The 25,012-nt window shown below is 47.5% G+C and carries 22 protein-coding genes; 3 read left to right on the forward strand and 19 right to left on the reverse strand.

Going from position 1 to position 25,012, the window contains the following annotated elements:
* Positions 1-40: 40 nt before the first annotated feature.
* Genes IEW26_RS00855 through IEW26_RS00865 form a run of 3 tightly spaced genes read right to left on the reverse strand, consistent with a single transcriptional unit; the run spans position 41 to position 1,928 of the window.
* Positions 41-613 carry a nitroreductase family protein gene (locus IEW26_RS00855; protein WP_188591012.1) on the reverse strand — a complete coding sequence of 191 codons (573 nt, stop codon included), beginning with the start codon at positions 611-613 and terminating at the stop codon, positions 41-43.
* Positions 614-663: 50 nt separating this feature from the next.
* Entirely contained in the window at positions 664-1,470 is an 807-nt protein-coding gene (locus tag IEW26_RS00860; RefSeq protein ID WP_188591013.1) for a hypothetical protein, read from the reverse strand.
* 5 nt (positions 1,471-1,475) lie between these two features.
* Positions 1,476-1,928, reverse strand: a complete 453-nt coding sequence (locus tag IEW26_RS00865; protein WP_188591014.1) for a flavodoxin — start codon at positions 1,926-1,928, stop codon at positions 1,476-1,478.
* Positions 1,929-2,184: 256 nt separating this feature from the next.
* On the opposite strand from IEW26_RS00865, the gene IEW26_RS00870 reads away from it, so the two are divergent.
* The 3 genes from IEW26_RS00870 to IEW26_RS00880 all read left to right on the forward strand — a co-directional run bounded on the left by IEW26_RS00870 (position 2,185) and on the right by IEW26_RS00880 (position 4,330).
* A complete protein-coding gene (locus tag IEW26_RS00870; protein WP_111271328.1) occupies positions 2,185-3,048 on the forward strand; it encodes a class I SAM-dependent methyltransferase in 864 nt (287 codons plus the stop codon).
* 2 nt (positions 3,049-3,050) lie between these two features.
* The gene (locus IEW26_RS00875; protein WP_188591015.1) at positions 3,051-3,782 is read left to right on the forward strand and encodes an RluA family pseudouridine synthase; all 732 of its coding nucleotides are present in this window, start codon (positions 3,051-3,053) and stop codon (positions 3,780-3,782) included.
* 155 nt (positions 3,783-3,937) lie between these two features.
* Positions 3,938-4,330: an MGMT family protein gene (locus tag IEW26_RS00880; RefSeq protein ID WP_188591631.1), complete on the forward strand. Its 393-nt coding sequence runs from the start codon at positions 3,938-3,940 to the stop codon at positions 4,328-4,330.
* A 133-nt stretch (positions 4,331-4,463) separates the two neighbouring features.
* Here the strand turns inward: IEW26_RS00880 and IEW26_RS00885 are convergent, their stop codons facing one another.
* From IEW26_RS00885 to IEW26_RS00960, 16 genes are all read right to left on the reverse strand, one after another.
* Positions 4,464-5,981, reverse strand: coding sequence for a DHA2 family efflux MFS transporter permease subunit (locus IEW26_RS00885; protein ID WP_184187436.1), 1,518 nt, complete (start codon positions 5,979-5,981; stop codon positions 4,464-4,466).
* Positions 5,978-6,424 carry a MarR family winged helix-turn-helix transcriptional regulator gene (locus tag IEW26_RS00890; protein WP_145401244.1) on the reverse strand — a complete coding sequence of 149 codons (447 nt, stop codon included), beginning with the start codon at positions 6,422-6,424 and terminating at the stop codon, positions 5,978-5,980. The genes IEW26_RS00885 and IEW26_RS00890 overlap by 4 nt, the downstream gene beginning before the upstream one ends.
* Before the next feature lie 401 nt (positions 6,425-6,825).
* Positions 6,826-9,357, reverse strand: a complete 2,532-nt coding sequence (locus tag IEW26_RS00895) for an FAD-dependent oxidoreductase (RefSeq protein WP_188591016.1) — start codon at positions 9,355-9,357, stop codon at positions 6,826-6,828.
* Positions 9,350-9,667, reverse strand: a complete 318-nt coding sequence (locus IEW26_RS00900; RefSeq protein WP_111271334.1) for an ArsR/SmtB family transcription factor — start codon at positions 9,665-9,667, stop codon at positions 9,350-9,352. The genes IEW26_RS00895 and IEW26_RS00900 overlap by 8 nt, the downstream gene beginning before the upstream one ends.
* A 218-nt stretch (positions 9,668-9,885) precedes the next feature.
* Entirely contained in the window at positions 9,886-10,332 is a 447-nt protein-coding gene (locus IEW26_RS00905) for a MarR family winged helix-turn-helix transcriptional regulator (RefSeq protein ID WP_111271335.1), read from the reverse strand.
* A gap of 227 nt (positions 10,333-10,559) precedes the next feature.
* Positions 10,560-13,022 carry a DNA gyrase subunit A gene (gyrA, locus tag IEW26_RS00910; RefSeq protein ID WP_188591017.1) on the reverse strand — a complete coding sequence of 821 codons (2,463 nt, stop codon included), beginning with the start codon at positions 13,020-13,022 and terminating at the stop codon, positions 10,560-10,562.
* 12 nt (positions 13,023-13,034) lie between these two features.
* On the reverse strand, positions 13,035-15,014 hold the full coding sequence (parE, locus tag IEW26_RS00915) for a DNA topoisomerase IV subunit B (RefSeq protein WP_188591018.1): 1,980 nt from the start codon (positions 15,012-15,014) through the stop codon (positions 13,035-13,037).
* Positions 15,015-15,089: 75 nt separating this feature from the next.
* Positions 15,090-16,079, reverse strand: a complete 990-nt coding sequence (locus tag IEW26_RS00920) for an ABC transporter permease (RefSeq protein WP_111271338.1) — start codon at positions 16,077-16,079, stop codon at positions 15,090-15,092.
* Entirely contained in the window at positions 16,072-17,037 is a 966-nt protein-coding gene (locus IEW26_RS00925; RefSeq protein WP_188591019.1) for an ABC transporter ATP-binding protein, read from the reverse strand. The genes IEW26_RS00920 and IEW26_RS00925 overlap by 8 nt, the downstream gene beginning before the upstream one ends.
* The gene (locus IEW26_RS00930; RefSeq protein WP_188591020.1) at positions 17,038-17,913 is read right to left on the reverse strand and encodes a GDSL-type esterase/lipase family protein; all 876 of its coding nucleotides are present in this window, start codon (positions 17,911-17,913) and stop codon (positions 17,038-17,040) included. It lies immediately after the preceding gene.
* A 234-nt stretch (positions 17,914-18,147) separates the two neighbouring features.
* Positions 18,148-18,882 carry a CAP domain-containing protein gene (locus IEW26_RS00935; protein ID WP_229729601.1) on the reverse strand — a complete coding sequence of 245 codons (735 nt, stop codon included), beginning with the start codon at positions 18,880-18,882 and terminating at the stop codon, positions 18,148-18,150.
* Between the two features lie 169 nt (positions 18,883-19,051).
* Entirely contained in the window at positions 19,052-19,510 is a 459-nt protein-coding gene (locus IEW26_RS00940; protein ID WP_188591022.1) for a GNAT family N-acetyltransferase, read from the reverse strand.
* The gene (purT, locus tag IEW26_RS00945) at positions 19,500-20,687 is read right to left on the reverse strand and encodes a formate-dependent phosphoribosylglycinamide formyltransferase (RefSeq protein ID WP_188591023.1); all 1,188 of its coding nucleotides are present in this window, start codon (positions 20,685-20,687) and stop codon (positions 19,500-19,502) included. Before purT ends, IEW26_RS00940 begins: the two co-directional genes overlap by 11 nt.
* Positions 20,688-20,927: 240 nt before the next feature.
* Positions 20,928-21,965 (reverse strand): NAD(P)/FAD-dependent oxidoreductase, encoded by a 1,038-nt coding sequence (locus tag IEW26_RS00950; RefSeq protein ID WP_188591024.1) that lies wholly within the window; start codon positions 21,963-21,965, stop codon positions 20,928-20,930.
* Between the two features lie 66 nt (positions 21,966-22,031).
* On the reverse strand, positions 22,032-23,051 hold the full coding sequence (locus IEW26_RS00955; RefSeq protein WP_188591025.1) for an ABC transporter substrate-binding protein: 1,020 nt from the start codon (positions 23,049-23,051) through the stop codon (positions 22,032-22,034).
* A 132-nt stretch (positions 23,052-23,183) separates the two neighbouring features.
* Entirely contained in the window at positions 23,184-24,848 is a 1,665-nt protein-coding gene (locus IEW26_RS00960) for an AraC family transcriptional regulator (RefSeq protein WP_188591026.1), read from the reverse strand.
* Positions 24,849-25,012 lie beyond the last annotated feature (164 nt).

Genomic DNA, 25,012 nt, shown 5'->3' on the forward strand with positions numbered 1-25,012 from the left:
TAACGTATAATACATCGGGTAGCGGAGACAATACTGTCCTTTATACCAGATGGTCGTATACCGTCATGAGTTCAGAGGCGGGTCTGCCTGCTTCCATATGGCGTGGTTCAGACTGGTCTCCGTAGCCGATGTGAAACACACCGAGCACCCGTTCTTTCGCGGTTAATCCCATTAAATTCATAAATACCGGATGCTGTTGATAATCATTCATTTTCCAGACCGCATGTAACCCTTGCTCTGCCGCCAACATACAGAAGCGCTTGCTCCATGCCTTGGCAGGGATCATATCATCCTCTGGTGTGTCAGCCGGAACAGGAGCAACCACCACCAGATGCGCCGGAATAGCTTCTGTATATTGATACGCGGCCCAGCTTCCGTGACAATCCGCAAGATGAGGAGGAAAGCTCTGTCTGACGGCTTCCATATAAAGCTGCCGCCCTTCACCGGAGAACAGCATATAACGCCAGGGTGCCGGGCTCATAACATACAAGGATGGATCTGCCTCATCCAGAAGCTTCCGAATCAAGGATTGAGGTACGGGCATAGGGCTGAATTCATAGGTTCCTGCTCTTCTTTTACCAATGCTGTTCTCTTGCCTGTATAACGTTGTCACCTTCGTTCCCTCCTCTGCAATACCCACTGTCATACAACTGGAAACCTGCACTACATCAACCATGTTTTTTTGGAATCTGCTCCTTGGGCTCTCCACCGATCCACTTCTTCATGTACGCGGCTTTTGTCTTTGGCTGTAAAACGTTCAGACGCGGTCTCCTGCGGTCTCGGCATACTATCCCGCACAAGCCGAAGATAATCCATTGAACGCTGCAACGATTGACGGCCTGGCATGAATCTGATCTTGCGGCCTTCAAGCAAGCTGTAAATCTCGATCATCCCGGGCAGCTTGCCAAACGCCTCCCAACAAAACACGCTGACCATATGCTGGAATGCCTCCACAACATTGGCATCATGAACGACCATATATTTCTGTATGAGCAGTTGATCCCAACCTTCAGGCTGCCAGACTGCCTGGAAAATGATCGACATATCCAGTGTTAAGGAAGGCACCTCTGTCTTCCATTGTTCGAATAAAATAACGGGATGCTGAAGATCCTCATTAGCTGCAATGGCAAGTGACAATTCATCAATCATTTTGTGTTTGACATCCCAATAGTGAAGTACGGAATCAAAGCCGTCCGTTTTTCTGGGCCACCATTTTTCAAGTACATACTGAATCGGAATTTCTTTGCGAATCTCGGGGTCTACACTATAAAAATAATTGATGGCATGACTGACTGCATATTGTACACGATGTCGCCATTGCAGTGCAGGCTGCTGCTCAGACTTAGGTTCAGGGCGGATGAACCTGTACGGGCTACGCAGCATCTCTTCCAGCTTGTAGTCTTCAAGCAAACGTCCAGGAAGCTCACTGCTCCTTGTAGTCACTGCTGCTTGAGCATCACGCTGTAACATCTGATTTATGATACCTTCTCACCGGCAGCAACGAAACGTTTGCCAAAATCCCGGCACGTTTCCTTCTCCTGCTCCAGCGGGCTATATTCAATTTTGAGCTTCTCTGGTGATACTTCCGCCCCGCGCTCCTGCAGCTTCTCTGCTGTCAAATCCACTGCCTTGCAAAACTGTTCATAAGAAGTGTCGCCGCTGCCGAATACGGCAGCTCTTCTTCCACTCAAATCAAGCTCATCCAGTTCCTCATAGAAATCCAGAAACTCATCAGGTAATTCTCCATCTCCCCAGGTATACACACCTATCATAAATCCGTCATAATCCAGCACATCAGCTGCATTACAATCTGTAACAGACTTGAGGTCAACCTCATGTCCGCTCTGTGTTATGCCTTCCACAATGAGTTCCGCAATCTCTTCTGTATTTCCCGTCATACTGGCAAAAGCAACCAACCATTTAGCCATCTATTGTCCCTCGCTTTATCTTTGTCATATACATCATATCCCCAAGCTAATCTTCGGGATTTACTAACATATTGTAATATCAAAATCATAAGTGATAATGATTATCATTGTCAAATTAATTTTTAATCTTTAAATTTTAATTACATGTCGAAATTCGTCATGACCCTGCCTCATTACCAGGAGCCTTGCTGGCGTAGAGCCCCTTTTTTGTTGTACAATAGTATCCAAATGAATTTTGAAGGATGGATAAACCACTATGTACGTAGCAAAGAACTGGAAAGACTATGAAGTAATTGATACTGGAGGCGGTGAGAAGCTGGAACGCTGGGGCGATGTCATTCTGCGCAGACCTGATCCACAGATTATCTGGCCGCTCGAAAATGAAACTCATGAATGGCGCCAAGCGCATGGTCACTACCACCGCAGCTCCTCTGGCGGAGGCAGCTGGGATATGAAAAAGCCTATTCCCGAACGCTGGACGATCGGGTACGAAAACTTGAAATTTCATATTAAGCCGACCAGCTTCAAACATACAGGTCTGTTTCCTGAACAAGCCGCTAACTGGAGCTGGATGATGGATAAAATTGCAAATGCAGGACGTCCGATCTCGGTACTGAACCTGTTCGCTTATACTGGCGGTGCAACTGTAGCTGCCGCTTACGCCGGTGCTTCCGTCGTTCACTGCGATGCAGCCAAGGGCATGGTTCAGTGGGCCAAAGAAAATGTGCAGCTATCCGGCCTTGCTGATCGTCCGGTTCGTTTTATTACCGATGATGTGTTCAAATTTGTGCAGCGCGAGCAGCGCCGTGGCAACAAATATGATGCGATTATAATGGACCCTCCTTCCTACGGACGCGGTCCGAACGGCGAAACATGGAAGCTGGAAGAGAATCTATATCCTTTCCTGAAATCCTGTATGACCATTCTGTCGGACAACCCGCTCTTTATGCTGGTGAATTCGTATACAACAGGCATCTCGTCTACAGTACTGCGCAACATGCTGACAATGACGATGTCCGCCAAGTATGGGGGACAGATCACAGCAGGAGAGATCGGCCTGCCGATTACACGCAGTGGTCTGGATTTGCCATGCGGTATTCTGGGCCGCTGGGAGTCCTGATGATGTCTGCTCATCGACAAGGCGGAGAGATTGACATTCTGTTTGAAGATAATCATCTGCTGGGGATCAGCAAACCCGTGAATGTGCCTACACAGGAAGATGCATCCGGTGATCCCGATCTGTTGACTTTGCTCAAACAGGATCTGAAGGAACGATACAACAAACCCGGCAATGTTTATCTGGGCCTGGTGCATCGTCTGGATCGCCCGGTTGGAGGTGCGATGATTTTTGCCAAAACCTCCAAAGCCGCATCTCGATTATCCGAAACGGTGCGCGGACGTCATTTTCGTAAAATATATGCGGCTGTTGTACACGGCAAATTGCCGGCACGCAAAGGCACGCTAAAACACACACTGTTGAAGGATAGCAGAACCAATACCGTCACCGCTGTACCCAAAGGTACGCCTGGCGGCAAGGATGCAGTGCTGGACTATCAGGTCATCGGAGAAACGAATCTGTACAGCCTCGTTCATATTGAGCTGCATACTGGACGCTCCCACCAGATTCGTGTTCAGATGAAAGAAGCCGGGTGTCCGCTGTTCGGAGACCAGAAATATGGTGCTAAGCTAAACAAACCAGGGCAGCAGATCGCGCTCTGGTCTGTCATTGCTGCATTTCCACATCCGGTCACCAAGGAAGACGTCGTGCTTCGATCTCTGCCAGCACGAGAATTTCCATGGGCAGAGTGGCCTTCACATATTTATGAGCAAGCTTTTGCGGAGAATAGACTTTAAACTCTACCCTTCTCTTGCAAGCTCCAAACAGGCAGAACACGTCTGAGCCTGCTATGTGTCGTTCAGATCTGATATCTGAACGACACTTTTTTATTTTAAAGTATCTTGATCTTGTTGATCTGTTATTTTCAGTTCAAAGACAGGAGTCGATTATCATAACCCCGTTTACGAAACAGGTTGTCGCTATTATTGCAGCGATCCCTGAGGGCAAAGTCATGACTTACGGCCAGATTGCAGCCCTTGCAGGGAGCCCCAGAGCGGCAAGACAGGTTGTCCGTATTCTGCACTCCATGAGCCGTAAGGAACGTCTGCCCTGGCATCGTGTCGTCAATGCCAAGGGAGAAGTAGCTATACCAGACGATGAATCCCGTATGATGCAGGAGAACGAGCTGATTAGCGAAGGTGTCGAGTTTCAAATGGACGGTACCATTGACCTCATACGCTTCAGACATGAACCGGATCCCGATTGGTTGCTGCATCATTTGGTTGCAAAAGAGGATGCGGATGCGGATGCGGATGCGGATGCGGATGCGGATGCGGATAAATAACAATACATTGTAATTCTTTAACTTGGCAACGTCTCGTTTGCAAAACAAAAAAGAGAACTCTCCCTGCCGCATTAGTTGCGCCCTGCTGGCAGGTGAGAGTTCTCTTTCTCTTTTTAAATTCTTTCTAATCGGATTAAGCTGTCGCAACCTTTTTGGCTTTTTCCTTCTCCGCGTTGATCGGTTCGGAAGCCGGTTTCGTTTTCTGGATAAAGAAAGCCAGAATCAGGGCTGCAATCGTCATATAAGTTGCCACTGTAAAGGCGTAGTTAACGCCATAGATCGTTGCATCTGCTGTAGCAGCCAGCATCGCTGTTTTGTTATTCGGGTCAACTGTTCCCGTAGCCATCGTTTCGGCCAGATGCGACTTCAGCTTGCTGCTCATGATCGTTACAAGAATAGCTGTACCGATCGCACCCGCCACTGTACGCAGTGTGTTCGACATTGCTGTACCATGGGCATTAAGTCGTTGAGGCAGCTGATTCAGACCTGCGGTCTGGATTGGCATCATCAGCATGGACATCCCGAACATACGAGCCGTGTAGATAAACATCATGTATCCATACGTAGTGTCAATGGACAGACGACTAAGTCCCCACGTTGTGATGGCTGTAATCGCCAAGCCTGCAACCGACAGCCAGCGTGCACCGACTTTATCGAAGATGCGGCCCGTGATCGGAGACATGATACCCATCAGAATGGCACCAGGCATCATCAGCAAGCCGGATTCAATAGGCGAGAACCCACGAATATTTTGCAAGAAAATTGGAAGCAAAATCATCCCCGCAAACATGGCCATCGTAACAAGCATATTAATGATGGTGGTTAAGGTGTACATATTGTATTTAAAAATACGGAACTCAAGCAGCGGATGATCTGTTGTCAGCTGGCGGATAACGAACAAAATGAGGGAAACCGCACCAACGACCAGACAGCTGATCACGACAGTACTGCCCCATCCATCTGTTCCAGCATCACTGAATCCGTACAGCAAGCTGCCGAAGCCGAGTGTAGATAAAATAACGCCGATCGAATCCAGTTTCGGTTTGGACTGACGTGTTACATTTTTGACAAAAGCAATACCAATCGCTGTTGCAATGACCGAGAATGGCAGAATGATGTAGAACAACAATCTCCAGGAGTAGTGCTCAACGATATATCCGGACAATGTCGGTCCAATCGCTGGTGCGAGGATCATCGCAATCCCCATCGTACCCATCGCCTGACCGCGCTTCTCAATCGGGAAGATGGTCAGAAATACAACCGTCATCAACGGCATCAAAATACCTGCACCGCCGGCCTGAATCACTCGACCGACCATTAGAATAGAGAAATTCGGACTAATTCCACATACCAACGTACCTAGTGTAAATAAGGTCATGGCTGTTATAAATATTTGCCGGGTTGAAAACTTGGCGATCAAGTACGCCGTAACCGGGATCAGCACCCCGTTCACCAGCATATACCCCGTGGTCAGCCACTGGGCTCTGTTCGGCCCGATGCCGAGGTCCTCCATAATTTTAGGAAGAGCCACGTTCATCAGGGTCTGGTTCAAAAATGCCACAAAGGCACCAATTAACAAGGCCGCTACAATCGGGCCTTTCTTGATGTTGTCCATCCCGGAGGACGGAGCTGTAGCAGTTGTTGTGCTCATAAGTTGTTCATCTCTCTTCCTTGTAACTTTTCAATCATCAGACTATGAATGCGAAGCAGGTGCTCAAGATCTTCCTTCGGAATTTCCAGTATAGGTGATACACGCTCCATCCACAGCTGCTGTGTCTCCTGCTGGGCCTGTTCCCCTTTGGCTGTAATCTGCAGCACTACAGAGCGACGATCCGCAGCAGAACGTGTACGCACAATGTACTCACCCTTAACGAGACGTTCAACAACAGCGCTCATTGAGCTGCTGCCCATATGGCACAGATCAGCAATCTCATTGATACCCAGAGCTGGTCGCTCTTTAAGGATGGATAACACCATAAACTGAATCGAAGTCAGCTCGATATCCTTGTTTTCATTCCAGAATGCCCGGAAAAGCATCTGATTCACTTGTCGAAATGAGTTGATAATGTAAAATACTTCGTGCGTGTCCGTCATTGTTTCACCCTTTTACCTATGGAATATAATATTTCGTACACGAAATATCAGGGGAACAATTACTTATTATAACAAAAAAATTTACATAGTCAACTCTTTACATATTAAATTTGAAGAAAATAATATCAGTACATACTAATATGTATTATCTAAGCTTTTTTCGATATCTCTAACCCAGGATCAGCAATGTTTTTCCATACTGCACTTGAAGGTCGTCAAGGGAAAGTGACGCTGCAGGGGGCGACAAGGCCGTAAAAGATGCACTTCAGTAGGTTTCAAGACACGCTTTAAATTGTAGCCTGTCCCGAAATGATGAGATTATTCAATCAAAAGACCTCTGCTCCACTATATGGCGGAACAGAGGTTGGCCTAAAAATCGATGAGCATGAATTCAGTTACGCTTAGATGAACAAGTTATGATTTGCCTGATCCGCCTGACCGAGGTAATAACCCACTCCGCCAATGACAGCTTCATTGATCAATTCCTCGTGCTGTATGCCCATCAGATCCATCGACATCTGGCAGGCCACAATCTCTACCCCTTGTGCGATCGCCGATTGCATCAGCTGCTCCAGTGAAGCTACATTATTTTTTTTCATCAGTCCTCGAATCATCTTGGGTCCTGCACCAAACATATTCATTCTGGAGAGTCCAAGCTTCAAGCTGTTTTTGGGCAGCATCATATCAAACATCCGAGCCATGCCAGCCTTCACAGGAGCTTGCTGCAGCTCTTGCTTACGGATGATATTCAAGCCCCAGAAGGTGAAAAACATCGTCACTTTGCGACCGCTCGCAGCTGCTCCGTTAGCAATAATAAAAGACGCAATTGCTTTATCCAGATCACCGCTGAATACAACCATCGTGCTCGCTTTGTCGAAAGGCTGTGACTCACTTCTGACAGGTGCTGTGTTTTTGGACAAGACAGCCTCGATCACCCCGCCCTTCTCACGCTCAAGCTTCAGCACATCCGAACCGGACATACTTGCCCAAGCTTTGACATCCTCATAAAATCCGGGATCCGAGGCTTTAACTCGAAGTGTTTGTCCATCCTGCAGCTGATCCATCTTCTGTTTAACCTCAATGAGGGGCCCAGGGCAGCTCAAACCACAGACGTTCAACTCATTATCAATTCGGATTTCCTTGGGGGACTGGACTTGCTTGTCATTCCGTGTATTCAATTCCGTCATCGTGCTCCTGTGCCCCCCTTGTGTTTCTGCATCTGTTTTACCACTATCCCTGCTACTATTCAGACCGTTGCCATCTGCCCCTGGCACGGGTGCAGGTTTGAATTGAGCTTGACGATAGGTCTTGTAACCCCCGCTCAAGTTCTTCACCTGATAACCATGCTGGCGCAAGATTTGCGTAGCTGTATAACCCCGTAGCCCTACCTGGCAATAAACCCAGATTTCCTTGGATACATCCAGCTCAGCAAGACGATGGCGAAGCTCGTCTACCGGAATAGACATCGAGTCTGGAATATTCCCGTTGCGGTGCTCCAGATCACTGCGTACGTCCAGCAAAATGGACCCGGCAGGATCACGCTCAGCAAGCTGATCATACGTGAATGAATTCACTCGTCCGTCCAAAATATTTTCCGCAGCGTAGCCAATCATGTTCACAGGGTCTTTCGCTGAAGAGTAAGGCGGTGCATAGCTTAATTCCAGCTCTGTCAGATCACGTACATTGCCGCCGTAATGGATCGCCACAGCAATATCATCAATCCGTTTATCCACACCTTCATAACCTACCGCCTGTGCGCCCAAAATCTGCCCCTCCGGAGCGAATAACAGTTTTAATGTGACTGCACTGGAGCCTGGATAGTAGGACGCATGTGAAGCCGGGTGAACCGTTACGGTGCGATAAGCCTTGTTTAATCGTTTCAGCGTTTTTTCGTTGGTGCCTGTAGAGGCTCCCGTTAACCCGAAAACTTTGATGATAGACGTTCCCTGAGTCCCTTTATAAGTCGTTGGAAGCCCCGCAATCTGATCTGCTACAATTCTTCCCTGTTTGTTTGCAGGACCCGCAAGCGGTATCGCTGTTTGTGTCCCGTGAATATAATCCTTCACTTCAATGGCATCACCTACCGCGTAAATATGCGGAACACTGGTCTCCATCTTCTCATTAACAACAATGTGCCCGCGTGCTCCAAGAGCTACGCCGCTATTCTGCAAAAAAGAGGTATCCGGTGTAACACCGATAGCCAGAATGACCATGTCCGCAGATAACACAAGCCCATCTGACAGTTCTACGCCAATGCCTTGATCCAGAGTACGGAAGCCTTGCACACGCTGTGAAAATAACAGATGTACACCATGTTGCTGCATCTCTTGAGCAAGGGCAGCTGCAAGTTCAGGATCAAACGGAGTCAACAGCTGATCATTGCCCTCTACCAGAGTGACATCAAGCCCGGCTTCCTTCAAATTTTCAGCCATTTCTACCCCGATAAACCCGCCACCAATAACGATCGAATTTTGGTTGTTACGAGAACTAACCTGTTCCTTGATTCGGTCAATGTCAGGAATATTCCGCACTGTATAGATCAGCGGGTTATCCTTGCCCGGCAGGTCAGGTACCATTGGACGAGCACCGGGGGACAGGATCAACTCATCATAGCTCTCCTCATATACACCACGTTCCACACTTCGTACCTGTACAGTACGTTTGCTGGAATCAACCGCAATAACCTCACTCTCTGTGCGCACATCAATGTTGAATCGATCCTGCATGCCTTTAGGCGTCTGCACAAGCAAACGTTCACGTTCTTCAATCGTTCCCCCGATGTAATAAGGCAGACCGCAGTTCGCAAATGAAATATAAGGGCCTTTCTCAAACATAATAATCTCTGCTTGTTCGTCCAGACGGCGGAGGCGTGCGGCGGCGGAAGCGCCACCTGCAACACCGCCTACGATTAACACTTTTTTACGTTCATTCATCTTCGCATTCATCCTTTGCAAATAAAATATTCACCAGTTGTTCCACACGTGGATCAGCGAGTACATAATTCACCTCAAGACCATTACGCTCGGTAGCTACAATGCCTGCACTGCGAAGCTTTTGCAGATGCTGCGACACGGTAGATTGCGGAAGGTCCAGGCATTCCTGCATATATGAAACATTACATTTCTTCTTGCGCATCAAGCCCCGTACGATGCATAGCCGTATCGGGTGAGACAACGCTTTGAGAAATTCAGCGGGTTCGTCAAACTGCTTTAATTGATTCCGATCAAAAGCAGGGAAATTCAAAGCAACTCCTCCTCAATCGTTATATCGTAATATTACGATATAGTGATGCAGTTGTCAACATATCTATTTTTTGCTTCAAAATAAAAACAGACTCCCGCTCGAAGCCAGAAGTCTGTTCAAATGCATCGTCACTGCTCGTACCCCTCAATGATCGAGAAAGAGCACAAGTTCATCACAGTACCGCCATGTGTACACAGTATATCTTTCTGTAGTTGGTTTTAAACCGAGCTGGTTAAAGCTGGCTCCTGTACTTGAGTTTTGGGTGTCGTCATTTTTCCAAGCAAATAGACTAACAATTGTTGATTGTGCATCGATATGTTGCTCAGAACCGAATTCATAAATTCATTCCGAATGCTAATGCCTCGTTTCGTTTCCATACGTCCCTTGTCCGAGAGAGAGACCCAGACAATCCGTCTGTCCTGATCATCCCGATCCCTGCAAATGAGGCCGTTTTTCTCCATACGATCAAGCAGCATCGTAACTGCAGCAGGGGTAGTCGCCAGAAACGGAATCAGATCAGACGGTTTCATCTTCTCATGATCCTCCAGCACCTCCAATACAGCGAGCTGAGCCTCTGTGAGAGAAGGCGCCAGTTCCTGATCCATATGCAATTTATAATCCTTCGTTAATCTTGACCAGCATTTGGCAAAATCAGAATAATACATTGAATATCACTCCTCCTGGCAACGATTTATCTATTCATTAGCTTAACTTTTCGCGGTTTGAAGCCGCATTCCTGCTGCATTTTTTCAATTTCCCAGCGATCGACCGCAATCGACGAAGGTTGTTAAACTTCGCTTGCAGACGCGCTTCAAAGCCGCCTTGGAACAACAAAAAAAGACTCTCCGCCCGACATAATAAGCTATGCCCGCGAAGAGTCTTTCTGTTAGTTTTACACTGTAGCTTCTGGCTGATTTTCAGTGAAGTCCGGGATCAGCTCGGTAATTTCATCCTGCTTATCTACGGATACGAGTAATTTGCCTATATGCTTCCGTTCAGTCAGTGGCACACTCTCCGAAGAGATGGAATGAGCATGCCCTTCTCTGGTCATGACAGTCAGCTGGCGCTGTTCTCTGCAATAGAATGCACATGCTATTCGGCTTCCATTCGGCTTGACACGTTTGCCTTCCTTGAATTCAAACGTAGCCAGACCTTTACCTCCACGGCTTTGCAAGGCATAGTCAAGCAGCAAGGAACGTTTACCATAGCCCAGATCAGACAATACAGCAATTTCGCCCTCTTCTCCTTCGACCCACAGCGCGGAGACAACTTCATCCGTATCTTTAAGCTGAATACCGCGAACCCCGCCAGAGACACGTCCCATCGGATTGACTTCATCCTCACGGAAACGAATGGCCATCGCTTCTTTGGTAATCAGCATAATATCTTTACCACCTGTGCTCAAATGCACAGAGAGGACTTCGTCGTCCTTGCCCACCTTACAAGCGGCAACTGCACCAGAACGTTTCGTAACATACTCCTTGAGTTCGGTTCGTTTCACCTGTCCCTTACGTGTCACAAATACAAGGCTGTGATCCGGCTCTTCAAAGGATTTGACGGCCAGTACACTGGCAATCCGATCATCCTTCGCCAGCGGAATCACATTGACAATCGCTGTGCCAGGATCTTTCCACTTGAACTCCGGCACCTGATGGACCGGCAGCAGGAAGTATTGCCCTTTTTGCGTAAACACAAGCAGGTTCTCAAGTGTGTTCACATCCAGCACCTGAGAGATGTAATCCCCCTCTTTCACACCACTGGCGCTTCGTTCGCCGCCTGACCGTGTGAAGGACTGCATGCTCGAACGCTTCACATACCCCTCTTTGGACAGCGTCACCAGTACATCTTCTGCATTGACCAGAACTTCAAGATTCACCTTGAGCTCCTCTACCTCGCCCTGAATTGCAGAACGGCGCTCAATCCCGTACTTCTCCTTGATCTCCAGCAATTCCTTGCGGATGACGCCAATCAGCTTGCGATCACTGTCCAGAATAGAACGCAGCTGTGAAATTTTCTTCATAAGCTCATCCAATTCTTTTTGCAGCGCATTAATCTCCAGATTGGTCAAACGATACAGCTGCAAAGTAAGAATAGAGTCGGCCTGACGCTCCGTAAAACCAAACATCCAGGTGAGATTGTTCTGGGCGTCCTGACGATTCTTCGATGCTTTAATGGCCGCAATCACTTCATCCAGAATGTTAAGAGCCTTCACAAGCCCTTCAAGCACATGAGCGCGATCCTCTGCCTTTTCCAGCTCATACTTCGTCCGGAAGGTGACAACTTCACGCTGATGCGCGATATACGCTTCCAGAATGGCCTTCAGTCCAAGCTGCTGCGGCGCTTTGTTCACAATAGCAACCATATTGAAGTTATAGGTGACCTGAAGATCGGTTTTCTTGAGCAAATAAGCCAGAATACCCTGGGCATCGGCATCTTTTTTCAATTCCACCACGATTCGCAGACCTTCACGACCGCTCTCGTCACGAACCTCTGCGATGCCTTCAACCTTTTTCTCCAGACGGATGTTTTCCATTGTGGTCACCAGACGTGATTTTACAACCTGATACGGAATCTCGGTAATCACAATCTGCTGCTTGCCGCCACGCATGTTTTCGATATCGGTTTTGGAACGTATGTAGATTCGTCCTTTACCTGTCCGATAGGCATCCAGAATGCCGTCTCCGCCCATAATTAATCCACCTGTCGGAAAATCGGGACCTTTCATAAACATCATAATTTCGTCCAGTTCAATAGACGGCTTTTCCATTACAGCGATGCAAGCATCAATCGTTTCACGCAAATTATGAGGCGGAATCTCCGTTGCAAAACCCGACGATATGCCGCTTACGCCATTGACCAGCAGATTCGGATAACGGGAAGGCAGCACCACGGGTTCTTTGGCTGTATTATCAAAGTTATCCTTGAACAGCACCGTGCGTTTCTCGATATCACGCAGCATCTCCATCGCAATGGACGACAAGCGGGCCTCCGTATACCGCATTGCAGCTGCCGGATCATCATCCTGTGAACCCCAGTTACCGTGTCCATCCACAAGCATGTGACCCATTTTCCACGGCTGCGCCATACGTACCATACCCTCGTAGATGGAGGAGTCCCCGTGAGGGTGATAATTACCCATAACATCCCCGACGGTTTTGGCGGACTTGCGGTATGGCTTTTCCGGTGTATTGCCCGAATCGTACATCGCGTATAAAATACGGCGCTGTACTGGCTTTAATCCGTCACGTACATCGGGTATTGCCCGGTCCTGAATAATATATTTGGAGTAGCGACCGAAACGGTCACCCACGACCTCTTCCAGAAAGGCCGGCATAAATTGTTCTGATAGACTCATTCCAAGCACCTTCTATTCTTCGTACTCTGTAAAGTCAACATTCTCTACGATCCAGCGTTTGCGCGGGTCCACTTTATCCCCCATCAGCGTGGATACACGACGCTCTGCTTTGGCCGCATCCACGATCTCCACCTTCAGCATCGAACGTGTCTCCGGATTCATCGTTGTTTCCCACAGCTGATCCGGGTTCATCTCACCCAAACCTTTATAACGCTGCAGCTCGACATTGTTGCCGAATTCTTTCATGTAATTGGCAAGCTCCTCATCCGTCCAGGCATATCTTACCGTAGCCATTTTGCCGGATTTGCGAGTCAGTTTATATAAAGGCGGCTGCGCAATATATACTTTACCTGCATCAATTAACGGTTTCATGTAACGGTAAAAGAACGTAAGCAGCAGCACCTGGATATGTGCACCGTCCGTATCGGCATCCGTCATGATAATGATTTTAGAATAATTGCTATCTTCTACAGCAAATTCTGTACCAATGCCAGCCCCGATGGCGGCCGTAATTGCACGATACTCTTCATTTTTCAAAATATCCGCCAGCTTGGATTTTTCCGGATTCAGCGGTTTTCCCTTCAACGGCAAAATTGCCTGGATTTTGGAATCACGCCCTTGCTTGGCCGAACCGCCCGCAGAATCTCCTTCTACGATAAACAGCTCATTACGTGTAAAATCCTTCGACTGCGCTGGCGTCAGCTTGCCGTTCAAGTTGGAGCTTTCACTGCGCTTTTTGCCTGAACGCATCTCGTCACGCGCTTTACGTGCAGCTTCTCTTGCCTTGGACGCCTGCACAGCTTTGCGTATCAGCGTCTGCGCTACCTGCGGATTCTCTTCCAGAAAACGCTGGATATTGTCAGATACAACCGAGTCCACTGCGCTGCGTGCCGTAGCACTGCCTAGCTGGTCTTTGGTCTGGCCGACAAATTCGACCTCCGACATTTTGACGCTAATCACAGCCATCATACCTTCACGCAGATCATTGCCTTCCAGGTTTTTATCCTTTTCTTTAATCATGCTGGTACGGCGGGCGTAATCATTCATCACACGGGTATATGCCGCTCTGAATCCGGTCTCATGTGTTCCGCCGCCGCGGGTAGGAATGGAGTTCACAAACGAAGCAATCGTCTCGGTATAACCGGCATTGTACTGAATCGCAATCTCCACCTCGATGTCGTCCTTCTCCGCATAGAAGTGAATGACATCATGCAGCACATCTTTGTTTTCGTTCAAATATTCGACAAACTGGCTTGCGCCGCCCTCATACATGAATTCGTCCTGATGGCCCGAACGCTCGTCTTTTAACACAATTTTCAGACCTGAATTCAGAAAAGCAATCTCCTGAAGACGCTCAGCAAGCGTATCGTAATTCAGCTGAATACCGTTTTGAAAAACACGAATATCCGGTTTAAATGTTACTTTTGTTCCGGTTCGATTCGTATTTCCGATCACTTCAAGCCCCGAAACAGGTTCTCCAACATGCTCGGCACCCTTTTTATCCTGCCAATATTCGAAACGCTGACGATGAATCTTGCCGTCCCGGAAAATTTCGACTTCAAGCCACTCCGACAACGCATTGGTGACCGAAGCCCCTACGCCGTGCAGACCCCCGGATTTTTTGTATCCTGATCCGCCAAACTTACCGCCTGCGTGCAAAATCGTAAACACGACCTGGGGAGTAGGAATCCCTGTTTTATGTATGCCTGTCGGAATTCCCCTTCCGTTATCCTGAACCGTAACAGAACCGTCCTTGTGCAGCGTGATATCGATTTTGGAGCAGAATTTGGCAAGGTGCTCATCGACAGCATTGTCCACGATCTCCCATACCAAATGATGTAGACCTGAAGTACTGGTGCTGCCGATGTACATCCCTGGCCGTTTCCGAACCGCTACCAGTCCTTCAAGTACTTGAATGTCGTCCGCGTCGTAGCCCGAGGCCACTTGCCCTCCGCCTGTCGAACCTGCCGACACATCGATTTGCTCGACCATTCATGCTCCCCCTTCTTAACTGAAACTACAAACTTGCCTGAAATGCAAACAGATGTTTTCTTATCCTTGTCCATTTTAATTCAAGATATCCCGTTTCGTAAAGACAAGGAATGAGACGATGAGTGATGCAGCGCCCCAAACGCCAAGTACAATCAGGGAAAAACCGAGATTCATGCCTTCAATTGGCGGCAGTCCGCCGGACAAATAATCAGGCAGTTCAAGGTTGACCATAAATAAATATTTGGCTGATTCCCATGAGGCTGCCATGTTCGTCAGAATCGTTCCGGCGATGAGCGAAGCCATCATAATGACGATGCTTGCGGCTGTACTGCGCACCAGCACCGAAACCATAAATGCCAGCATCGCCACAATAATGCTCACAAACCAGATTAACCCCGCCTGCATCAGCATATACTGCCACTGACTTACCGCATGCACTGCCGACATATCCACATCCGTGCCGACAACTTTGAAACCGGTGAAAACAGGCATTCCGAAGCCCTTGTAACCAAAGACCGCCCCCGATATCGCGTAACAGATCACATAAGCAGATACAACGATAATGGAAACAAACATAATCAGCGTAATCAGCTTGCTGAGAAGAACCTTCCAACGTCTGACTGGACGGGTCAGCAGCATCTTGATCGTGCCCGTTGTTCGTTCACCCGATACAAGGTCCGAAGCAATCGCCATAATCAAAAGAGGAATAAACAAACCTACTGCGTTGTTCATAAACTCCCTCGTAAACGTTACACCACCAGGCTCTTTAGGGTTTATATTGTTTTCCAGATAATATTGCATCTGCTGAATATAAACCGTTCTGTACTTTTTATATTCCTCTGGAACACGATCACTTCCCAGTGAGTTCTGGTTGTCCGTAATCGCCTGCTGCAATTCAAGCCGCCAGTCCCCGCCGAACTTGTCACGGTTATTTTGAGCTGATTTCATCTGGGCATACGTGAACATCGGTACAAGTATAGCCAGAACGATGAAAATAATATAAAGACGTTTCTTCTTCACCATCTTGATGGTCTCGTTACGGATCAGCGGCATGATATTATTCAATGGATTCACCTTCTGTCATTTTTAAAAATAATTGCTCAAGGGTAGGCTGAATCCGCTGCACACCTTCAACCTGAATGCCTGCCTGTACCAGCTGCTGCACCAGCTCTGGAATCAGCTCTTCGTGCATCTCGGCAACAACCGCATTCGGCCCGAGACCTGCAACAATGGTGTCATCCATCACATCACCTGGCCGCTCGATTAGTGTGATCCCTTGATCGACCAGCATCTGACGACCTGATTCAAGCGGCGTAAGATGCCAGATTGCCACTTTGGAATGATCCTCGATCAGTTCGTTGACAGCGCCAACAGCCAGCACACGGCCTGCGCTAATTATGGCAACTCTGTCACACAGGAGCTGAATTTCGCTTAGCAAGTGGCTGCTGACAAACACCGCCATGCCCTCACTGGCAAGCTGCTTGATAAACACCCGCAGCTCTTTGATTCCCTTCGGATCAAGGCCGTTCGTCGGTTCATCCAGAATAAGCAATCGAGGTCTGCCAAGCAAGGCCTGTGCAATGCCTAGTCGCTGACGCATACCAAGAGAATACGTTCTGACCTTATCATGAATACGTTGATCCAGACGTACAATGTTAACCACTTCCTGAATACGGTCATGGTCCACACCAGGCTGCATCCGGGCAAAATGCTCCAGATTCTCCCACCCGGTCAAATATGTATACACCTCGGGATTTTCAACGATGGAACCAACATACTTCAGCGCCCGCTCCGGATCGCGGTTTACGTCGTAGCCGCAAACTGAAATTTTGCCCTCCGTAGGTTTGATCAGATCGACGAGCATACGAATAGTCGTTGTTTTCCCTGCTCCGTTCGGTCCAAGAAAACCAAAAATTTCACCGGGCTTCACATCAAAAGTAACATCTTTAATAATCCATTTTCGTCCGATCTTTTTCTTCAGATTCTGTACGGACAGGACCGAATCATATTGCTGCTCTGCCATCTATTTCGAGCCCCCTTTTGCAGGTTTTTCTCCCTGATACTCCTGTGCAATACGAACCGCCATCTGCTGATATCCTTGTGCATTGGGGTGAAAATGGTCAGATGACAGATACTCATCCAGATGATTTTCAAACAGATCAAAGGTCGGTACAAGAGTCATTTTATCTTCCTTATTCAAAATACTCATTGCCGCTTCGTTCCAGGCAGCAACTACCGCATTCCCCGGCTTCTCCAGCTCTTTAACATTGCCAAACGGATTGTATAATCCGATATACAAGATCTGTGCTTCAGGATTAATTGCCTTCACCTTTTTCAAAATTTCCTGCAGTCGTTTCGATGTTTCAGGCAGCGCAGCAGCCAGCTTTTCGGCTGTCGGCGGGTCCTCACCCTGAAGCACCTGTCCGCCCTGAAACAGATCATTTGCACCGATCGAGAGCAAAATAAAGTTGGATTGCTGCAGGACATACTTGACGCCTTGCTCATCCAGCTTTTTTAACAACGCATCTGTTCTGAGCCCGTTTACACCCAGATTATTAAGCACCTGTACATCGTAGCCCTCATCTTTGAGCAGATTTCCCGCCCTTCTTACAAAACCAAGCCCTTCATCATCCCCTGTGCCTCTGGCAAGAGAATCACCGATGACGGCCATGCGAATTTTCCCATCCTCGACAATCGCTTTACTGCCGCCATTTTGATCCTCGTTAGCCGGGCTGGCAGCCTGCTGTCCATCATTTAATTTTGAATCCCCTTTAGGGTAAATTACATCTTTTATGGCGTAACCAAATCCAAACAGCAGCAGCAGCGTTGCCAAGATGGATAAGGTGCTTACACTTCGCCAGATCCAGGGAGCTGAATCCAGATTTTTGTTCTTTTTCATGCATCACATCTCCAGTCAGGTGTGTATAATGTATAATAGCTTTACTCTAAAATGACCCTATTCTAAATAACATAAAACTTCTGTCGTGAATTTGCAAATTTTGCCGCAGTATTCAGAAAACCATGCAGATTTCTGGTCGAAAACTGGTAAAAAGCCATATCCCACAAAGCATTCGCTAAGTGAAGATATGGCTTTTTTATATGACTTTATTTATAGAATATTCATTTCCAGCTCTTATTTACCGATAAACTCTTGAGCCCAGTATCCGTTGTAATAACCCACACCAATATGAGTAAAGTTTGCATTCAAAATGTTAGCACGGTGACCCGCACTGTTCATCCAGGCCGTAACGACTTCTTGCGGTGTTTTTTGACCTTTGGCGATATTTTCACCAGCATAGCTATAGGTTACCCCGAATTGTTTCATCATATCAAACGGAGAACCGTAGGTTGGAGACTGATGATCAAAGTAGTTGTTGTTGCTCATATCTTTTACTTTGGCTACAGCAACCTTGTCCAGAAGCGCGTCAGAGGACAGCGCACTCAGGCCTGCTTTGGCACGTTCAGCATTGACCAGTTTCACCACTTGTGCGGCAAAATCGGATTGAGTGCTTGTTGTACCGTTATTGCCTGTGCTTGAAGGATCTTTGGCAGGTGTTGTTGTTGTCGGTTTTTCTTGTTGTGCTGGTGCAGCAGGTTTGCTTGGCTGAGCAGGAGTTGTTGTTTCAGGCTGTTTAGCAGGTTTCTCTGTTGTTGTTTGTCCATCAGCAACAGTGTAACCGTTCTGCTTGAGCCACGCCTCAATATAAGCTTTCAAACTATCCGCATTCAGTACTTTATACGTCGTTGTCGTAGTTGCTGTCTTATATGTTGAATCTGCAGCAGACGCGGAGGCAGGAAGCATAATCCCTACGGCAAGCACAGCTGTCAGACTGCCTGTCACAACGGTTTTCATCCAGTTCTTCTTCAAATTCATTCATCTCCTCAAAAAAATAATTGTTACAACTTTGTAATCATTACTCTTGCAGTATAGCAAGCTATGAGGAGAATGTGAACCCGCAAATACTGGAAAAATGACTTTTTTGTCATAAAAAAAGACACTCAGTCAGGTTTGCACCCTCTGAATGTCTTGTCATCTATTATAAAAGAACTTTACTGAAGCGATAACCTTTCTTCTGGAAGCCGATATGCTCATAGAATGAATAGGCTGTTGAGGTCACTTCACGATTGGCACCTGTGACAAATAATTGTTTACCGCCTTGCTGTTTGCCCCAATCTTCAGCACGAGCCATCAGACGACGAGCAATTCCGCTGCCGCGATGCTCCTGACCAACGATTAGAGATGTTATCTGTGCAGCAGGCTCAGGGTAGGCATGACTTTGAACACATTGCAAACCAATTACACCAATAATCTGTTCATCCACTTCGGCAACAAGCATGCACGCGTTGGGATTGCTCTCCAAATCTTCAATGCGCTCTTTCATTACATTGGTTGTAGTCGGATAGCTGACCTCTCGCATTAATCCCGTTACCGCTTCAGCATCTCGCAGTTCACACTCTCGGATCATCAATACAGGGGCCTCCACATTATTGGACATGATTAACCTCCACTTTCAGCATATTTGCGGCTTGAACCGCTGTTTTACGAGCTTCTTCCACATCTGTTCCAGCACTTAATGCTACGGCCATCCGGCGCCCGACTTTCGTTTCAGGCTTGCCAAACACACGAACCTGCGTACGAGGTAAAGCCAGTGCCTCTTGCATTCCACCAATGGTGAAATGTGTTGTTTCGACATCGGCCTTCAGCGTTGCCGAAGCTCCCGGTGTCAGCAAATGTACTTCCGTGACGGGAAAACCAAGAATTGCACGCACATGAAGCGCAAACTCCGAGCTGTCCTGCGTTACCATTGTGACCATACCTGTGTCGTGCGGGCGCGGTGAGATTTCACTAAATACAACACCATCGGCAGTCAGGAAGAGTTCAACACCAAAAAGTCCATGTCCTCCAAGCTCATCGGTCACCGTCTTCGCAATATGACAGGCTTGCGTCCATTGCTCCGATGTCATCGCATGAGGCTGCCAAGATTCGACATAGTCCCCATCCTTCTGAATGTGACCGATCGGCGGGCAAAAAACAGTACCCGATACCGATCTGACGGTAAGCAGTGTAATTTCACTCTCGAACTTCACAAAGCTTTCCACAATTACACGCACGGACTTGCCGCGAGCTCCTGAAAGTGCAAGATCCCAGCACTTCGCTGCATCTTCCGGTACATGGCAAACACTCTGCCCTTTACCCGATGAACTCATGAGTGGTTTAATAACACACGGTGTTCCGAGTTCACGAATAGCTTCCTGAAGCTGCTCCAGACTATCCGCAAAAAGATAAGCTGCTGTAGGAAGTTTCAATTGTTCGGCCGCCAAACGACGGATGCCTTCGCGATCCATAGTTAAACGGGCAGCACGGGCCGTTGGTACGACACAAAAGCCTTCTTCCTCGAGTTCAAGCAGTGCCTCTGTTGCAATGGCTTCAATTTCAGGTACGATGTAATGCGGTTGTTCCTTACGGATCAATTGTTTCAATGCATCGCCATCCAGCATGTCGATACAGTGAGATCGATGCGCGACCTGCATCGCTGGAGCGTTCTCGTAACGATCAACAGCAATCGTCTCCACGCCCAGACGTGCAGCCTCAATCACGACCTCTTTACCCAATTCTCCGCTGCCAAGCAGCAGCATTTTTTTGGCTTGAGCCGAAAAAGGAGCACCCCACATGTTCTTTCCAATCCTCCCAAAGAGAAATCTTCTATATCTGTCTCTCTATTTTCGGGGTTTTGGTTAAAGATTGCAAGAGTACTCCCTATTTTTCTTGTGAATTTTACAAGATTTTTTGTGTTTTTTCGATCAATTTTTACAAATTACATTTCTTGATTCGTCACTCCTTCCATTACTCCCAAAATTAAGGATATAAAAACAAATAGACTCATCATTCGAATATACCTGTTAATTACAAGATTACGATGAACTAGTCGGTTTGTTATGCAAAGCGCGATTTTTCTCCCGGAACAGCTCGTTATGCGAGGATACGTAGGCCATTCCCGCTGCCGCAGGCTCCAGAAACTTTTTTGCACTATTGACCGCAACAATCGCATCATTAAAAGCACCGGCAATCAGACGTACTTTGCCCTCCCGCATCGCACAGTCTCCCGCTGTAAAAATGCCAGGCACACTGGTTTCAGCCCACTGATTCATGACAAGCATACCTTCGTGCATATCCAGACCACAGCGGGCGAGATTGCTGACATGACTTGTATATCCGTGACTTACGATCACTTCGTCCACATCAAGACGGACGGTTTCTCCTGTCGCTGTGCTCACTATGCCAACCTGGTGAATGCGTTGACCGTTGCCGTAGAAACGTTCAATGTGACAGGGTGTATATACCTCTGCTTTTCTCCTCATCTGACTCACATTGTGCTCCATAGCGCGAAATGAATCCTGTCGATGCACCACAGTTACCGAGCAGGCCCGTTCCGCAAGCTCAAGTGCCCAATCCACGGCACTGTTGCCACCGCCGGAGATTAGCACTTTTTTTCCTGCAAAATAATCCAGGTTCTGAATTGTATAATGCAAATTGCTTCTCTCATAGTCCTTCGCACTGTGGATATCCAGCCTCTGTACTTCGGCAACACCTCGGCCAATGGCTATAATGACCGTGCGAGTATAGTGCGATTCACCCGTATGAGTCTGTAACTCAAAAACTCCATCATTCAGATGATTAAACGTATCTATCGTTTGCTTCAACACCACCGTTGGTTCAAATGTACCAGCCTGCTGCACAAGGTGCTCAATAAGTTTGGCGCATTTCATAGGCGGCAGTCCGCCGACATCCCAGATCGCTTTATCCGAATACGTCTGCAAAAATCCGCCCAGTTCGTCTTTACCCTCAATGAGCTTCACTTTCATCTCGCGCATGCCAGCGTAGAACGCCGCATACAATCCTGCCGGACCCCCGCCAATAATCGTTACATCATATAAGTCCTGATTCTGCATTACAGACACATCCTGTTCCTGTTTTCATCGTTATATCCACTGTTGTAATATCAGCTCGTATGCTGGTCAGTTCTTCTCTTCAAATGCAGCAACAATATCATCAATCACATAATTGTCAGCCAGCGGGGCCATGCCCAGATTAAACCACTCCTTCCCCCCTACGAGGTATACGTGATTTTCTTTGACAGCCTTCAGATTTTTCCAGATGGATGTGCTTAACAATTCCTCATACTTTTTCTTGATCTGCGGGTTTTCGTTATCATCCAGCTGAATAATCAGATGATCCGCATCATATTCAGGCAGCACTTCCATTGAGATCGATAGTGAAGCTTCACTTTCAGGGAAATTACTCAAAGGTTTCAAACCGAGCTTTTTATGAATGAATGCTCCGCGAGAGAGATTGGGGCCGTTCAGAATGATTTCCTTCTCCATAACTCTTACATACAGCACCGTCTCGTCCCCAATCAGGCTGTGCAGCTTGTCAGCCCCCTGCTTCTCATGCTGCTCCAAATCTGCCATGACCTGTTTCGCTTCTGCCTCCTTGCCAAGAACGGCGGCGATATCCTGCAGCTCCTCCGGCCATTCCTCACGCTCAGGCAGCAGTACGGTGGGAGCGATGCGGGAAAGCTGCTCATAATCCTTCTTCGACCACCATGCAGGGGCAAGGATCAGATCGGGGTTGGCGGCAAGAATCATTTCAAAATCCGGGGTCTTGGCAATGCCCATTTTTACGGTGTTAGCAAAAGGCTCCTGCAAATATTTCGGAAACTCTTCATGATAATTTTGTACAGCTACCGGCACAATACCAAGCGAATACAGCAGCTCCGGATAAACAACAGACAAGCCAACCACACGCTGGGGTGACGCAGGAATTGTAATCTCACCCATCTCGGTTTGTACTACCTTGACCTGATCCGCATTCGACTGTTCAGATTCACTTGTACTTGTATTGGATGCAGCTGTAGTGGACTGACTCGTACCCTGCTCTCGTGAACCGGACGCTTTAGGCTCGGTAGCCTGTGCACATGCACTAAGCAATAGCAGCAATAAAATAATTCCTGTAAATACCCCATACTTTAACTTCACTTCTCATGTACCCCCTATATATTTTTGAAAATGTGATAACCATTGATTAATAATAATTATCATTATCAATTAGACATAGGAGTAGTATAGTCAAAATCTGCGCCGCAGGATATTGACGATTGCGACTTTATATTATGGACGATGGTGCCACATATTCAATACTTCGTCCAACATCAGATCATGAGTAAAGGCGGTGTCCTCTAGCAACACACCTGGATGCATCATACTGATAGAGCCCTGCTGCGCGGCTTTGGTAGACTGCCATATCTCCGAATCGCTTAGTTCAAGCCAAGTTTGTCTTGATGCAGCATCTTCACCAACGATGACTAGTGCCCTGTCTATAGACAGATGTGCCAGATCGCTTAGATCACTCATCTGCAGATGATGCTTCTGCCATACGTGCTCTATGCCTTCGGGGGCCAGCAGCTGCAGATCCGTATAGAAAACGGAAGCGATTGTTCGTGGACCCATTACATGAATGCAAGCTTCCTGAATACTAATGATAAGCAACGTGTCCTTGAGGATCTGTTCAGACAGCTGTGAACGCAAGGCAGCTGCCTTTTGCTCATACCTTTGCAACCAAACCTCGGCCGCAGCAGACCGATTCAGACACTCGGCCGCAGTTATGAGATGATGACGCCAATTGCCATCCGCATGTGAAAGCACACATACAGGTGCCAGTGAGCTTAGATGCTGCATCATGTTATGTGACATTTCTTCACGAAAAGCAATGATATAATCAGGACGTATGGCCTCCAGCTGCTGCAGAGCTCCATCCTCCGTGTCAACCAGAGGAGTAACCTTATCCGTCTCATATTTTCGTCTGTAATAGGCCGTCCATGGGTGATTCGCTCCTGCTGCGCAGGGGATAACCTGAAGTGCAAGCAACGTGCCGATCGCTAGCGGATGAACAGCAGCAATACGCTGCTTGCTGTTACGAATAAACGCAGCTGGCGGAAGACCCGAGATTTGTTTGAATTTACGGCGAAAATACATCTCGTCTGTGAACCCCACACAGGTCGCAATCTCCTTCAGCCGAAGGCTGTGGTCATTCCTCATCATAATCTGTGCCTGCTTGATTCGATAAATGGTTAAATAGTCCACTGCGCTGCAGCCGTATCTTTTTTTGAACAGGCGCATGAAATGACGTGAGCTCATCCGTGCAGCCTCAGCCATATCCTGAATCGTTATTTTCTCCATATGATGCTGTTCAATATAATGCTTGACCTGCTCAACAGGCAGGAGTGTCTCCTGTGTTTCGACATGGAGCATATCACTGAACATAAGATATAACAGCTCTTGGAAACGAATCTGACCATAATAACGCTTCAGGCCCTCTGCACTTCGGTTGAGCTCCTCTATATCCTGGCATAACAGACGAACAGCAGCTGGCGAGCTGCAGCTGATCTCGCTGTTATTGCTTTGCATGTATATTTGTTTCATCATGTCCTGTACGGATGTATCAATCATTTCACCATCAAATGTAACGCTAAACTTCATCAGGTACAGCCCACGTTTATCTTTTCCGTGAAACACGGCTTCCACTAGCTGCCCAGGCAAACCGATATAAAAAGCTCCACTTCGGAGCTCAATAAACTGGCCATCAACCGTCAGCCATCCTTCACCACTCGCAGCAAAAAGCAGTAAATAACTTTCCAGAAAATGTTTGCCCAGTCTCCAGCCAGGCTCGGACTGGCTTGTTGATGCCGCTTGAAACTCGATCAAGCTGAAATGCAGCTTATCCAGTACATCAAAAGAAGAAAGTGGGCTGACCTGTCCTGCGCGTTTGTTCTGCATGCTCTTCCCCCAGATATTGCTGTAATTTTTCATGTTTAAAATATAACATATTTCACTTCGCATCCTCTGTGGTCAGGCAACATGATTCCGATTAGAATCCGAGCATAAAAAAAACACCTCAACCCTGTGGTCTCATACCTTTATCAGGATAACCTGCTGTAAGG

Origin of the sequence: Paenibacillus silvae, from assembly GCF_014639235.1 — a bacterium.
In the GTDB taxonomy this organism is placed as follows: domain Bacteria; phylum Bacillota; class Bacilli; order Paenibacillales; family Paenibacillaceae; genus Paenibacillus; species Paenibacillus silvae.